11 protein-coding genes are annotated in these 14,793 nt (G+C 66.5%); 6 read left to right on the forward strand and 5 right to left on the reverse strand.

The window, feature by feature from the left end; all coding sequences use genetic code 11:
* Positions 1-30: 30 nt before the first annotated feature.
* Complete coding sequence (locus tag CBW24_RS05240) at positions 31-3,141, reverse strand: valine--tRNA ligase (protein ID WP_097372897.1); 3,111 nt, start codon at positions 3,139-3,141, stop codon at positions 31-33.
* A 151-nt stretch (positions 3,142-3,292) separates the two neighbouring features.
* On the opposite strand from CBW24_RS05240, the gene CBW24_RS05245 reads away from it, so the two are divergent.
* Complete coding sequence (locus tag CBW24_RS05245; RefSeq protein WP_097372898.1) at positions 3,293-5,605, forward strand: xanthine dehydrogenase family protein molybdopterin-binding subunit; 2,313 nt, start codon at positions 3,293-3,295, stop codon at positions 5,603-5,605.
* Positions 5,606-5,613: 8 nt separating this feature from the next.
* A complete protein-coding gene (locus CBW24_RS05250; protein ID WP_088662155.1) occupies positions 5,614-6,735 on the forward strand; it encodes a T6SS phospholipase effector Tle1-like catalytic domain-containing protein in 1,122 nt (373 codons plus the stop codon).
* 333 nt (positions 6,736-7,068) lie between these two features.
* Here CBW24_RS05250 and CBW24_RS05255 read toward each other — a convergent pair whose 3' ends face one another.
* The 3 genes from CBW24_RS05255 to CBW24_RS05265 all read right to left on the reverse strand — a co-directional run bounded on the left by CBW24_RS05255 (position 7,069) and on the right by CBW24_RS05265 (position 8,376).
* Entirely contained in the window at positions 7,069-7,563 is a 495-nt protein-coding gene (locus CBW24_RS05255) for a MarR family winged helix-turn-helix transcriptional regulator (protein ID WP_088662154.1), read from the reverse strand.
* 127 nt (positions 7,564-7,690) lie between these two features.
* Positions 7,691-7,912 (reverse strand): succinate dehydrogenase assembly factor 2, encoded by a 222-nt coding sequence (locus CBW24_RS05260; protein WP_097374134.1) that lies wholly within the window; start codon positions 7,910-7,912, stop codon positions 7,691-7,693.
* Positions 7,913-7,995: 83 nt separating this feature from the next.
* Complete coding sequence (locus CBW24_RS05265; protein WP_088662153.1) at positions 7,996-8,376, reverse strand: helix-turn-helix domain-containing protein; 381 nt, start codon at positions 8,374-8,376, stop codon at positions 7,996-7,998.
* Between the two features lie 82 nt (positions 8,377-8,458).
* Between CBW24_RS05265 and CBW24_RS05270 the strand changes: the two genes are divergently transcribed.
* The 3 genes from CBW24_RS05270 to CBW24_RS05280 all read left to right on the forward strand — a co-directional run bounded on the left by CBW24_RS05270 (position 8,459) and on the right by CBW24_RS05280 (position 11,598).
* Positions 8,459-9,661: a pyridoxal phosphate-dependent aminotransferase gene (locus CBW24_RS05270; RefSeq protein ID WP_088662152.1), complete on the forward strand. Its 1,203-nt coding sequence runs from the start codon at positions 8,459-8,461 to the stop codon at positions 9,659-9,661.
* 94 nt (positions 9,662-9,755) lie between these two features.
* Entirely contained in the window at positions 9,756-10,163 is a 408-nt protein-coding gene (locus CBW24_RS05275) for a hypothetical protein (RefSeq protein WP_097372899.1), read from the forward strand.
* A gap of 505 nt (positions 10,164-10,668) precedes the next feature.
* Positions 10,669-11,598 (forward strand): DMT family transporter, encoded by a 930-nt coding sequence (locus CBW24_RS05280; protein WP_232530146.1) that lies wholly within the window; start codon positions 10,669-10,671, stop codon positions 11,596-11,598.
* Between the two features lie 1,230 nt (positions 11,599-12,828).
* Here CBW24_RS05280 and carA read toward each other — a convergent pair.
* Entirely contained in the window at positions 12,829-13,989 is a 1,161-nt protein-coding gene (gene carA, locus CBW24_RS05290) for a glutamine-hydrolyzing carbamoyl-phosphate synthase small subunit (protein WP_097372901.1), read from the reverse strand.
* 338 nt (positions 13,990-14,327) lie between these two features.
* On the opposite strand from carA, the gene CBW24_RS05295 reads away from it, so the two are divergent.
* A complete protein-coding gene (locus tag CBW24_RS05295) occupies positions 14,328-14,789 on the forward strand; it encodes a GatB/YqeY domain-containing protein (protein ID WP_088662149.1) in 462 nt (153 codons plus the stop codon).
* Positions 14,790-14,793 lie beyond the last annotated feature (4 nt).

Here is a 14,793-nt window from a genome sequence, read left to right on the forward strand (position 1 = left end):
GCCCTGCGCGGGGCAGGGCGGCATCCGCCGTCACCCCATCGCGCGCAGGCGCTCCAGCGCGGCGGCGAGGCGGTCGTGCTCTTCCTGCCGGGCGGCGAGGTTGGCGCGGGTTTCCTCGACCACTTCGGGCGGGGCGGAGGCGATGAACTTCTGGTTGCCCAGCCGTCCCTTCATGCCGCCCATTTCCTTGTCGAGCTTGCCCAGCTGCTTCTCCAGACGCGCGACCTCGGCCTCGACATCGATGATATCAGCCAGCGGCAGGCAGAAGGTGCCGCCATCGACGGCCACGGTCACCGCGCCCTTGGGCTGGGCCGCGACGGGCTCCAGACTGTCGATCCGCGCCAGCCGCTTGATCAGCGCCTCGTTGCGGGACCACGCAGCCTGACCTGCCGCATCCAGATCCAGTTGCAGCAGCTTGATCTTCAGCGCCACGGGCACGTTCATCTGCGCGCGCACCGACCGGATGCCGTCGATCAGCGAAATCACCCATTCCATTTCGCGATCCGCCTCGGCATCGGCATGGTCGGCGGCGGCATAGGTCGGCCAATCGGCGTGGATCAGCATGCCGTCGCGCGGGCGCAGGCCATCCCACAGCTCTTCGGTGATGAAGGGCATGATCGGGTGCAGCAGGATCAGACACTGGTCGATCACCCATGCCATGACCTGCCGGGTTTCGGCCTGTGCCTCCGCATCGTCGCCTTGCAGCAGCGGCTTGGAGAACTCCACATACCAGTCGCAGACCTTGCCCCAGACAAAGACGTATAGCGCATTCGCCGCGTCGTTGAAGCGATAGGCGGAAAGCGCGGCATCGACCTCTGCGCGCACGCGAGCGGTCTCGCCCACGATCCAGCGGTTCACGGCGCGGGTCGGGGCGGGCACCTGACCGGCGGCCAGCGGAGGCGCGGCGGTGAACACCTCGTTCATCTCGGCAAACCGCGCGGCATTCCACAGCTTCGTGCCGAAGTTGCGATAACCCGCGATCCGGTTGGTCGACAGTTTCAGATCGCGCCCCATCGCCGCCATCGCGGTCAGGGTAAAGCGCACGGCATCGGCGCCGTATTCGTCGATCAATTCCAGCGGGTCGAGCACATTGCCGAGGCTCTTCGACATCTTCTTGCCCTTCTCGTCGCGGACGAGAGCATGGACATAGACGGTCGAAAACGGCTTCTGCCCCACCACGGCATATTGCATCATCATCATTCGGGCGACCCAGAAGAAGATGATGTCAAACCCGGTGATCAGCACGCTGGTCGGGAAATATTTCTGCAATTCCGGCGTGTTCTCGGGCCAGCCCAGCGTCCCGATCGGCCAGAGCCCGGACGAAAACCACGTGTCGAGCACATCGGCATCGCGCCAGACCGGGTAGATCAGATGCGTCGGATCGCCGGACACGGCATATTCGGCAAGGCTCGCGGCGAACCGCTCGGTCGCCTCGTCCTGATCGGCGCATTCGACGACCTGCATCGCGTTCAGCGGCGCGGGGAGCGAGGCGATATCGGCGCGGAACCGGTCCTTTACCGCGTCCAGATCGGCGTCGCAGTGATGGTGGTCGCCGGCATGGACGATGCCATTTTCCATCAAAAGCTGCCCCAGATCCACATCGTCGAGATCGCCCGACGGCCCCAGCGCGCCCTCGGCGAACAGGTTCAGACCATACCAGACCGGGATCTGATGCCCCCACCACAGCTGGCGGCTGATGCACCACGGCTCGATATTCTCCAGCCAGTGGAAATACACCTTGCGGTCGCTTTCGGGCAGGATCTGCGTCTCGCCGGAGCGCACGGCCTCCAGCGCAGGCTCCACGATCTGCGCGGTGTCGACGAACCACTGATCGGTCAGCATCGGCTCGATCACCACCTTGGAGCGGTCGCCAAAGGGCTGCATGATCGGCTTGTTTTCGACCAGCGGCACGGTTTCGCCATCCTCACCCGTCACGGTCACGGCCAGACCCTCGGCGGTGATCGCCTCGACAACCTGCCGCCGCGCCTCGAACCGGTCGAGCCCGCGCCACGCATCGGGGACAAGGTTCAGCGTGTCGATCTCGGCGGAGGTAAAGGTCGCGCCTTCCGCGATCTGCTGCGCGCGCTCGGCGCAGGTCGCGTAATCCTCGCCATCGGCACGCATCGCGCCACGGGTGTCCATCAGCCGATACATCGGGATGTCGTTGCGACGGGCGACGCCGTAATCGTTGAAATCATGCGCGCCGGTGATCTTCACCGCGCCGGAGCCGAAATCGGGATCGGGATATTCATCGGTGATGATCGGGATCAGGCGGCGGTGTTCCTTGGGCCCGACCGGGATTTCGCACAGCTTGCCCACGATCGCCGCATAGCGCGCATCCGACGGGTGCACCGCGACCGCGCCGTCGCCCAGCATCGTCTCAGGCCGGGTGGTGGCGATGGCGATATAATCCCGCTCCTCCGAGAAGGTGACCACGCCGTCCTCGTCGCGTTCCTCGTAGGTGTAGGTTTCACCACCCGCGAGCGGGTATTTGAAATGCCACATATGGCCCGCGACTTCGACATTTTCGACTTCCAGATCGGAAATCGCGGTCTCGAAATGCGGGTCCCAGTTCACCAGCCGCTTGCCGCGGTAGATGAGGCCCTTGTGATACATGTAGGCAAAGACCTTGATGACGGCATCATGGAAATTGCCGTCTTCGCCCTCGGGCGCGCCGGGGGCGCCGGACATGGTGAAGGCGTTGCGCGACCAGTCGCAGGAGGCGCCGAGACGCTTCAGCTGGTTGACGATGGTGCCGCCGGATTGGCCCTTCCACTCCCAAACCTTTTCCAGAAACGCCTCGCGGCCCATCTCGCGCCGGGTCGGGTTGCTGTCATCCTTGGCCAGTTCACGCTCCACCACCATCTGCGTGGCGATGCCCGCATGGTCCTGACCGGGCTGCCACAGGGTGTCAAAGCCGCGCATCCGGTGCCAGCGGATCAGGATATCCTGCAACGTGTTGTTGAAGGCATGCCCCATATGCAGCGAGCCGGTGACATTCGGCGGCGGGATCATGATCGAGAAGGCCGGGGCGTCGGGCCCGGCGGCATTGGCCCCGGCGCGGAAGGCGCCAGCCTCGTCCCATGCTGCGTATAGCCGGGCCTCAGCCGCGGCGGCGTCGAAAGTCTTGTCCATCGTCATGGGACCGGTCCCCGCTCATTCATTCGGACCGTGATCTAGCGAATGGCGGCAGAAAGGGAAAGCGAAACGCCGATGCGCGCCCGATCCCCCCTTTAAGCCCGCCGATGCTGCGGCTACCGTCCGCCCCGATAGCCACAGGCGGAGACACGGCATGACCAAGCAGGCCCATCAATTCGGCACCAGCCAGTCGATCAAGCGTATCGAGGATCTGCGGCTGCTCACCGGCCATGGCCGCTATGTCGATGATATCGCACCCGAAGGCGCGCTTCATGCCTATTTCCTGCGCTCGCCCGTGGCGCATGCGGACATCACCACGCTCGACGTGGCCGAGGCCCGCGCCCTCGACGGGGTGCATCTGGTGCTGACCGCCGCCGATCTGGAGGCCGCGGGGCTCACCGCGTCGCTGCCGTTTTCGGTGATGACCAACCGCGATGGCAGCAAAGGCGCCGCGCCACACCGGCCCATTCTGGCGCGCGACCGGGTGCGCTTCGTGGGCGAGGCGGTGGCGATCATCGTCGCCGACACCCCCGAGATTGCCCGCGACGCGGCGGAACTGGTGGAACTCGACCTCGACGATCTGGACGTGTCGCTGGGGCTGGCGCCGGGCGGGCCGCAGATCCACGCCGAAGCGCCGGATAACGTGGCGTTTGACTGGGGCATCGGGGACGAAGCCGCGACGGACGCGGCGCTGGCGGCCTCCGCCCACCGCATCAGCATGGAGGTTACCGACAACCGCGTCATCATTAACCCGCTGGAAACCCGCGGCAGCTATGCCGAATGGGATGGCAGCCGCCTGCATTACTGCGTCAACGGACAGGGCGTCTGGGATCTAAAGACGGATCTGGCGCAGATGCTGGGTCTGGACGAAGACGCCGTGCGCGTCACCAATCCCGATGTCGGTGGCGGCTTTGGGCTCAAGGCGCAGACCTTCCCCGAGGATTTCGCCATCGCGCAGGCCGCGCGCGTGCTGGGCCGTCCCGTGCGCTGGCAGGCCGACCGGGGCGAGGCGATGCTGTCCGATCATGCCGGGCGCGATTTGGTCAGTCAGGCAGAGATCGGTTTTGACGAAAACTTCAGGATCACCGCCTACAAGGTCGAAAACCTGTCCAATCTGGGCGCCTATAATTCCGGCTTCGGGCAGGGCATCCAATCGACCCTGTTCGCCAAGGTCTTTGCGGGCACCTATGACATCCGCACCGCCTATCTGGGCTGTCGCGGCATCTACACCAATACCACCCAGACCGACGCCTATCGCGGCGCGGGCCGACCCGAGGCGATCTATGTGCTGGAACGGGTGATGGACACCGCCGCGCGGCAGCTGGGGATCAGCCCGTGGGATCTGCGGCGGCGCAACTTCATCGCGCCCGACGCCTTCCCCTATCGCACGGTGGTGGGGGAGCTTTACGACGTGGGTGATTTCGCCCGCGTGCTGGACCGGGTGGAGGCAGAAGCCGACGTGGCGGGCTTTGCCGCCCGGCGCGACGCCAGCGCGGCGCAGGGCAAACTGCGCGGCATCGGCCTGTGCTACTACATCGAATCGATCCTCGGCGATCCGTCCGAAGGCGCGGCGGTGGAACTGACCGAGGATGGCGGCGCCACGCTTTACGTCGGCACCCAGTCGAACGGGCAGGGGCACGAAACCGTCTATGCAGGCTTCCTGTCCGCCCGCACCGGTATCCCGGTGGAGGCAATCGAGGTGGTGCAGGGCGACAGCGACCGCATCAAGCAGGGCGGCGGCACCGGCGGCTCGCGCTCCGTCACCACGCAGACCACCGCCACCGTGGCGATGATCGACACGATGATCCGCAGCCTGACGCCCTTTGTCGCCGAACAGATGGGCACGGAGCCGGACGCGGTGCGGTTCGATGACGATCACCGGTTCCGCGCCGAAGGGTCGAACATGAGCCCCGATCTGCGCGAGGTGGCGCAGCTTGCCCGTGCCGCCGGGCGCGACGACCTGCTGCGCCATGAGGCCCGCGCCAAGCTGCCCGGTCGCTCCTATCCCAATGGCGGCCATGTCGCCGAGGTGGAGATCGACCCGGAGACCGGCCTGACGCAGGTGGTGCGCTACACCGTCACCGATGATTTCGGCGTGCTGGTGCATCCGCAACTGGTCGAAGGGCAGGTGCATGGCGGCATCGCGCAGGGCATCGGGCAGGCGATCAGCGAACACACGGTTTACGACGACACCGGGCAGCTGCTGACGGCGAGCTTCATGGATTACGGGATGCCCCGCGCCGTCGATATGCCGGGCATTTCGTTTTCCACCGAACCTGTGCCCTCGACCGCGAATGTGCTGGGGATGAAGGGCTGCGGGGAGGCGGGCACCGTCGGCTCGCTCGCCGCCGTGTCGAACGCGGTGCTCGACGCGCTGTGGGCGCGCGGCGTGCGCCGGGCCGACATGCCCTTCACCCCGATGCGGGTCTGGGACATGCTCGCACGCGCAAACGCCCCCGAAAGCTGAGCCGCGCCATGCGGCAGCCTGATCATGGGCCGGAGCGGCAGCCCGCCCGCCGCCCGGCACCCGCCGAGCCACCCGGCCCCCTGACTCGCCTGCGGCAGATCGCGGCGCGGTTCCGGGCGTTTTTTGCAGGGTTGGGCTGGGGCCAAAGCCCGGTGCCCGCGCGCGGTCAGGTCACCCATGTCATCATCCTTGACGGCACCATGTCCTCGACCCAGCCGGGGCAGGAAACCAATGCCGGGCTGACATGGCGATTGCTGTCGGAAAAGGCGCCTTCGGCACGGATGTCCCTGTTCTATGAGCCGGGCATTCAGTGGGAGGATTGGCGCAGCGCCGCCGATGTGGCGGCCGGGCGGGGGATCAACCGGCAGATCCGGCGCGCGTATGGGTTTCTCGCCTCGCGCTATCGGCCCGGTGACCGGATCTATCTGTTCGGCTATTCGCGCGGGGCCTATGCGGTGCGCTCGCTCGCGGGGGTGATCGACCGGGTGGGGCTGTTGCAGGCCGAGAACGCCACCGAACGGGCGGTGCGCGAGGCATGGCGGCTCTATGAGAACGGCGGCACAGCCGAGGAAAGCGCCGCCGCCCGCGCCGGGTTCCGCGCGCGGCTGTGCCATCCCCATGTCGAGATCGAGATGATCGGCGTCTGGGATACGGTCAAGGCGCTGGGCCTGCGGCTGCCGCTGCTGTGGCGGGTGTCGGAGGACGCGCATAATTTCCACGGCACGGAATTGTCGCAGGTCGTGCGCCACGGCTTTCACGCGCTGGCCCGCGATGAGACGCGTCTGGCCTATGCGCCGGTGCTCTGGCAATCCGATCCCGGCTGGGAGGGGCGTCTGGAACAGGTCTGGTTTCGGGGCACCCATGGCGATATCGGCGGCCAGCTCAATGGCCGGGACGAGGCCCGCCCGCTGGCCAATGTGCCGCTGGTCTGGATGCTGGAGAAGGCCGAGGATTGCGGGCTGGACCTGCCCGAAGGCTGGCGCGCGCGATTCCCCGCCGATCCCACCGCGCCCTCCGCCGGTTCCCGCCGGGGCTGGGGGCGGGTGTTTCTGGCCCGCAGGCGGCGGGTGATCGGGGCCGACCCGTCCGAGCGGCTGCATCCCAGCGCCGAGGCCAATCCGCACCCGTAGTGCCTCTCGGGAATGGACGCCGTAACGCCCCTGCGCATGGCGCCCTTAGTGCCCCCTGATTAGAAGCCCTAACGCGTCCGGCGCACGGCACCCTTAGTGCCGCCGCGAATAGCATCCCTAACGCCTCCGGCGCACGGCACCCGTAGCACCCCCGCGGTTGGCACCCTTAGCGCCGCCGCGAATAGCACCCCTAACGCCCCCCGCGTATGGCACCCGTAACGCCTCCCGCGAATGGCACCCGTAACATCCCCGCGCACGGCACCGACAGCGCGCGGGCCTTCCCCGCTGGGTTGGTCGCTGGGCGCGCTGGACCGCCGCGGCTGGAAGATGCGGCTAGTAGATATAGCGAATCTGATCGGTCCAGTAGCGTTCCACCCGTTTCAACGACCCGGTGATCTGGTCCAGCCCGTCGAGCGAAATCACCCCGGTATCGGACAGCCCCGCCGCGTGCCGTTCGAACAGGGTCGACACGATCAGGTGGATGTTGCGGCCTTTCTCCGTCAGGCGCACACGGACAGACCGGCGATCCACCTCGCAGCGTTGATGATGCATGAAGCCGGTATCGACCAGCTTCTTGAGATTGTAGGACACGTTCGAGCCTTGATAGTAGCCGCGGCTTTTCAATTCGCCCGCGGTCACTTCGTTATCGCCCACATTGAAAAGCAGCAGCGCCTGAACCGCGTTGATCTCCAATATGCCGACGCGCTCGAATTCGTCCTTTATCACGTCGAGCAATAGCCGATGAAGCCGCTCCACCAAGGTGAGGGATTCAAGATAGCTCGACATGAATTCCTGATGCTCGGCGCTGATCGCGCCGGTTTGCCCCATCGTGGTTCGGTCGGAACCACGGGGGCCTATGTGTCGGTGCACACTCATTACGCCTCCGTTCTGCTCATGCAGACAGGGCGTAAGCCAAATTCCCCAACAACCGGTTAAGTCAGACGAATTACCCGACCTACCATGTCCGGCCCCGGGCGGAGATGTCCGCGATCAGCGCGGCGAACTGGCTGGGCGCCGCGTCCATGCCGGTGATCCAGCGCAGCAGATCCTGATCGTTTTCTTCCAGCAACTGATCGTAGAGCGCCAGCTCGGCGTCGCTCATGCCGGTCAGCCGGTCGCGGGAATAGGCGCTTAGCACCAAATCCATTTCCTTGATGCCCCGGCGCATGGAGCGCATTTGCAGGCGGCGGATCGCGGTGTCGCGCGGCTCGTCCGCCGGGGGGACGGGGCGGGGGATCTGCGGGGTGGCGGTGTCTTGGGTCACTGGCTTGGGTCTCCGGGGGTGAGCAGGGTGCGCAGGCGCGCTTCGGCGGCCTGCACGCGATCGGTGCCCTGACGGATCAGCATCTGGGCTGCACGGATTTCGTCAAGAAGCGCGGCGGCGGTATCGCCCTCGGCGGCAGGCTCGGTCGCGGGCGCGGCGTCCGATAGCAGCGCGGTCAGCGGCAATCCCAGCAGCCCCGCCAGCATTTGCAGCTTATTGCCGCGCGGCGCGCTGGCGCCCTGTTCCCAGCGGGCCACCGTTTCGGGGCGAACGCCCAGCCGGTCGGCAAGCGCATCCGGGCTCAGCCCCTGCGCCGCGCGGGCGGCGGCGATCCGCGCGCCAAGCTCCTGCGACCGGTGCATGATGTCGATCGGCATCGGCGTCTCCTGCTTTGACCTTGAATGCGTTTGCCAGACTACCTAGAAGTTTCACGCGAAAACACCAACCCCGGAGAGCCACATGTCCTTCCTGTCCGCGACACTGGACCGCGTCAAACCCTCGGCCACCATCGCCGTGACCACAAAGGCGGGCGAGCTGAAGGCCGCCGGTCGCGACGTGATCGGCCTTGGGGCGGGCGAGCCCGATTTCGACACCCCCGAAAACATCAAGCAGGCGGGCATCCGCGCCATCGAGGCGGGTAAGACCAAATACACCCCTGCCGATGGCATCCCGGAGTTGAAGCAGGCGATCTGCGCCAAGCTGAAGCGCGACAACGGGCTGGACTACAGCCCCAAGCAGATTTCCGTCGGCACCGGCGGCAAGCAGATTCTCTACAATGCCCTGATGGCGACGCTGAACCCCGGCGATGAGGTGATCATCCCCGCGCCCTATTGGGTGAGCTACCCCGATATGGTGCTGCTGGCGGGCGGGGAGCCTGTGGCCGTCGAAACCTCCATCGACACCGCGTTCAAACTGACGCCGGAGAAGCTGGAAGCCGCGATCACGCCCAAGACCAAGTGGTTCATCTTCAACTCGCCGTCGAACCCGACCGGCGCAGGCTATACCCATGCGGAGTTGAAGGCCCTGACCGACGTGCTGATGAAGCATCCGCATGTCTGGGTCATGACCGACGACATGTATGAGCATCTGGTCTATGACGATTTCGAATTCTGCACCCCCGCACAGGTGGAGCCCGGCCTTTATGACCGCACGCTGACCTGCAACGGCGTGTCGAAGGCCTATGCCATGACCGGCTGGCGCATCGGCTATGCCGCCGGGCCCGAGAAGCTCATCAACGCGATGCGCAAGATCCAGTCGCAATCGACCTCGAACCCCTGCTCGATCTCGCAGTGGGCGGCGGTCGAGGCGCTGAACGGCCCGCAGGATTTCATCCCCGAAAACAACGTGATGTTCCAGCGCCGCCGCGATCTGGTCGTGAAGATGCTGAACGAGGCCGAAGGCATCGAATGCCCGGTGCCCGAGGGCGCGTTCTATGTCTACCCGTCCGTGCAGGGCTGCATCGGCAAGACATCCGCCGGTGGCGCATCCATCGACAGCGACGAGGCTTTCGCCACCGCGCTGCTGGAGGAAAAAGGCGTGGCCGTCGTGTTTGGCGCGGCCTTTGGCCTGTCGCCCTATTTCCGGGTCAGCTACGCCACGTCGGACGAGGCGCTGACCGAAGCCTGCACGCGGATTCAGGACTTCTGCGCCGGGCTGAAGTGATCGGGGCGTCATGCTCCCCGGCGGGCGGGTCCGATAGGGTCGCGCCCGCCTCTTTGCGCCGGATCGCGGCGCCGACCGGGACAGGAGATCCGCCATGTCGCTCGAACTTCCCGAATATTATTTCCGGGTGAAGGAAAACGGCGCGGCGGTGTTCCGGGTCGATACCGAAAACCGTCAGCGCCGGATCGAGATGGACCAGATCGCGGTTCTCAACATCCGCAATGGCGAAGTGAAGCCCCACGGCGACCGGCCCCTGACCGAGCAGGATCTGACCGAGATCCGCACCTGGATGGCCCGCCGCAGCGAGCAGTTGGCCCGCCGCGAGGTGGACGATCTGCTGCGCACCGTCGATCACCTGAACCTCACGACCCAATGGGTGCAGTCCCGTGCCACGCAGGCGCAGCTGGACGAGGTCACCGACGCGCTGCTGCTGGCCATGCATGACCTGCGGCAATTGCTGGTGCGCAAGAAGGCCGAGCGTCTGCTGAAGGACGCCGACTGAGCCCACGCGCCCCGTCTGACCCGTCGCGACCGGGCAGGCCGGGCAGGACGGGCACGACCGGACGGGGGCCCCACGCCTGATCGCTTGCGACCGGGGCCATGCGCGTCACCCGGCTTCCCCCGCGACTGAACCCCTATCCCGCTCTGGCCCCTGCGGTCGGGCCACGTCGGCGTTTAGGCTGGGCCGCTGCAACGGAGGGCTTCGCCGCGCGGCGTCCTGTAAGGCTCCCCCTGCGCGCCCCTGCGATCGGGGCCTCCCGCCGCGCGTGGTCCTCCTGCGCCTGCGCCGCGCGGCTTGACCCGAACCCCTGCGCTGGGCTATGGGCTGGTCTTGTGAGAGAGGGGCGATGGCGTCGTTCTTCATGGTCCGAAAGGTGGACAGCCGGGCAGGTCATGCTCCGCTGCCGCGGCTCCGACCCCTCGCACCCCTGACATCCCTTACGCCCGGATCCCATGCCGCCCCTGCGCCCGATCGTTGCGCTGGTGGCCCAGATCGAGGTTCGCTCATGTCTGTCCTGACCCGTTCCACCGGCCGTATGGCCTTGTCCGGTTCCGCTGGCACGCCCTTGGCCATGCTGGCGATGGTCGCCGCGACGCTGCTATTGCCGCTTGGCGATACCATATCCAAGCTGTTGACCAGCTTTGCCAATCCGCTGGAAGTCTCCACCTTGCGGGTGCTGACGCAGGCGGCGGTACTGGTGCCTTTGGCGGTGCTGACCCGAACATCGTTTCGCGGGGCATTTTCCCCGGTCGTGTTTGTCGCGGGGTTCTGTTTCGCGATGGTGTCCTTTGCGCTGATCGCCAGCTTTCAGGTCATGCCTATCGCCACGGCGATTTCGATCTTTTTCATCGAGCCGCTGTTTCTGACCCTGCTGGCGCGGCCCCTGTTGGGCGAAGCGGTGGGGCTGCGCCGCTACGTCGCCGTGGGCGTGGGGCTGATCGGGGCGGTGATCGTGATCCGTCCGAACTTCGCCACCTTTGGCTGGATCGCGCTGCTGCCGGCCTTTGCCGCGTTGGCCTTTGCTATCAACATGGTGATGGTGCGCCGCGCCAGCCGGACCCGTGCGCCGCTGACCATTCAGGTCGGCGCGACGCTTTACGGCGTGCTGGTCATGAGCGCGGTCACGCTTGGCGCGCATCAGATGGGGTGGGTCAGCTTCGGCTTTGCCGCCGCGCCGGACTGGGCCTGGGGCGCGGTGCTGGCGGCGGGCGCGCTGGCTGCGGTGACGTTTTTACTGATCGGGTTCGCGTTTTCCCGCGCGGAGGCGAGCCTGCTGGCGCCATTTCAGTATCTGGAGATCGTGGGCGCGGTGGCGTTCGGCTGGCTGGTCTTCGACGACCTGCCCGACGCGCTGACATGCCTCGGCACCGCGATCATCCTCGGCGCCGGGATCTATGTGTTCCACCGGGAGCGCAAGGTGCAGTCCGCGCCGTAACCGTGCGGACATGGGGGGTGAGTCGCGCGCTGCCGGATCAGGTCAGCGTGGCTGTCCCATTGTTTCGCACGCGAAACAATTTACAGGTCGGTAACGGGATTTCGAGGGAGTTCCGGCAGGATTTGGCCGAATTTCCGCAGGCCGGGCGCGCCGGTAGGGATATGTTAGGCGATCCTGCGGCTGGCGCTTGCCGGGGTGGGGAGGGCGATTGCACGCCCCTCCCGGCTGTTTCATGAGCGCGACGCAAACCTGCCCGTGGGGTGGCGCTGGGACGGTTGAGCGGGTGTGCTTTATGGTGGCGTGTTCCTCCTCGCCCAGAGGTCAGCGAGGGGTGGCCAAGCGCCAGCCCGCAGGGACGGGCAGGCGCTCGCCCGCGCGGCCTTTGGCCTTGTTCGCGGGCGGTTGCGCTGAGTTCTGAAGAGCGCTCGGCACCGAAAGAGAGGGCACAACGTGAGCCTTCCCGTGGGTTGGCGCTGAGACGGTTGAGCGGGTGTGCTTTATGGTGCCGTGTTCCTCCCCGCTTCGAGGTGAGCGCGAGGTGGCCAAGCGCCAGCCCGTCGGGGCGGGCAGGCGCTCGCTCTCGCGGCCTTTGGCCTTGTTCGCGGGCGGTTGCGCTGAGTTCTGAAGATCGCTCGGCACCGAAAGAGAGGGCACAACGTGAGCCTTCCCGTGGGGTGGCGCTGGGACGGGGGAACGGCGCGCTTTATCCCCGCCACATTCCTCTTCGATCAGACGTCAGCGAGGGGTGGCAAAGCGCCAGCCCGTCGGGGCGGGCAGGCGCTCGCTCTCGCGCTTCGCTTGTTCGAGAGCGGGTGCAAGGAGTTCGGAGGTTTCAAGGCGCTGCCACTCTAGGTGCACCGCAAGCCTGCCCGTGGGATGGCGCTGGGACGGCTGAGCAGCGCGCTTTATGGTGCCGTGTTCCTCCCCGTTCCGGGGTCAGCATAAGGTGGCCAAGCGCCAGCCCGTGTGGGCGGGCAGGCGCTCGCCCTGCGCGGCCTGTGGCCTTGTTCGCGGGCGGTGGCGCTGATTTCTGAAGATCGGGCGCTCATCGGAGCGCTTCGCTTATTCGTGGGCGGGGGCGCTTGGGTCGGGGTGGGCTTATCCCGGTGGCTGCGGGGGCGCGACGTGTCTGACCGGGGGCGCGACCTGCGCCCGGGTCCGCGTCTGCCGGGCTTTGAAACAGAAACGGGCGCCGTGGCGCCCGATCCTACCGTTTCCGAAAACCGCGCTTTACAGCGCCGGGGCCTTACCCGTTTCCATCGCCTCGGCGAACCGTTCGAACAGGTAGTAGCTGTCCTGCGGGCCGGGGCTGGCTTCGGGGTGATACTGCACCGAGAAGACCGGCCGGTCGGTGACGCGGATGCCGCAGTTCGAGCCGTCGAAGAGCGACACATGCGTTTCCTTCACATTGGCGGGCAGCGTCTGGCTGTCCACTGTGAAGCCGTGGTTCATCGAGGTGATCTCGACCTTGCCGGTTTCCAGATCCTTGACCGGATGGTTGGCGCCGTGATGGCCGTGGTTCATCTTGATCGTCTGTGCCCCCAGCGCGCGGGCGAGGATCTGATGGCCGAGGCAGATGCCGAAGACGGGCATCTGGCTTTGGGCCATGACCTGCTGGATCATCGGCACGGCATAGACGCCGGTCGCCGCCGGATCGCCGGGGCCATTGGACAGGAACAGCCCGTCGGGATTGTGGCTCAGCACCTCTTCGGCGGTGGCGGTGGCGGGCAGCACGGTCACGTCACAGCCAGCGGAGGCAAGGCAGCGCAGGATGTTGCGCTTGGCGCCGTAGTCAATCGCGACGACCTTGAATTTCGGGTTTTCCTGCCGGGTGTAGCCTTCGGGCCAGGCCCACCGCATTTCATCCCAGCGGTAGCTTTGGGCGCAGGTCACGTCGCGGGCAAGGTCCACACCGACCAGACCGGCAAAGCCGCGCGCGGCGGCAATCAGCGCTTCGATATCGAAATTGCCGTCGGGATCATGGGCCAGCGCGACATGCGGCGCGCCCTGCCGCCGGATCGCGCGGGTCAGGCGGCGGGTGTCGAGCCCGCCGATGCCGATGCGGCCGCGCTTTTCCAGCCATGCGGTCAGCGTGTCGGCGGAGCGCCAGTTCGACGGCTCGGTCGGGTCCCATTTCACCACCATCCCGGCGGCGACCGGCTCGGCGGTTTCGTCATCCTCGGGGGTGACGCCGGTATTGCCGATATGGGGGAAGGTGAAGGTCACGATCTGGCCCGCATAGGAGGGGTCGGTCATGATTTCCTGATAGCCGGTCATGGCGGTGTTGAAGCACAGCTCGGCGACGGTCTGGCCCGTGGCGCCGAAGCCCTTGCCATAGAAAAGGGTGCCATCCGCGAGAGCGAGGCAGGCAGTGGGGCGATCCTGGGGCATGGGCGCGACTCCTTGGCAGCGTGTGGGAGTGTCCCCGGGGAAAAGAATCCGGTGGGCAGGCTCCGGGCAAATCGGCGGCAACCTAGGGTCGGCGCGGGGGAGGGTCAAGCGCCATAGGCGGGGTTTGCGGCGCCCACAGCACCGTTATGCATGGCGCGCAGGACGGGGGTGGGGGCGTGGCGCGTGGGGGGACGGAGCCGTGGCGCGCGGGGGGAGCAGGCGCGGGACGGAGGCGGGCAAGTGACGCTGCAGGCGCCGCGCGGGGGCGAGGTTGTCAGCAGGGGCCGGTTTCTGTAGGGTCCGACATTCTGACATGCTCTCAGGGGATGGAGCCACATATGGGATTGCGCGATCGGGTCGGAACGGCCCTCAAGGACGCAATGCGCAACAAGGAGGCCGAGCGGCTTTCGACCTTGCGCCTGATCAATGCCGCCATCAAGGACAAGGACATCGCCGCGCGCACCGAAGGTGCCGACGATGCCGGTGTGTCCGATGACGTCGTGCTGCAGATCCTTGGCAAGATGGTCAAGCAGCGTCAGGAAAGCGCCCGCGCCTACGAAGAAGGCGGGCGCGTCGATCTGGCCGAGCGGGAACGCTCCGAGATCGGCGTGATCGAGGAATTCCTGCCGCGCCAGTTGACCGATGACGAAGTCACCGCCGCCGTCGATGACGCCATCGCCGAAACCGGCGCCGAAGGCATCCGCGACATGGGCAAGGTGATGGGCGTGCTGAAGGGCAAATATACGGGGCGGATGGATTTTGGTCGGGTCGGCCCGCGCGTGAAGGACCGGCTGGGCTGAGCAC

The sequence above is a fragment of the Pacificitalea manganoxidans genome (genome assembly GCF_002504165.1).
Taxonomy (GTDB): domain Bacteria; phylum Pseudomonadota; class Alphaproteobacteria; order Rhodobacterales; family Rhodobacteraceae; genus Pacificitalea; species Pacificitalea manganoxidans.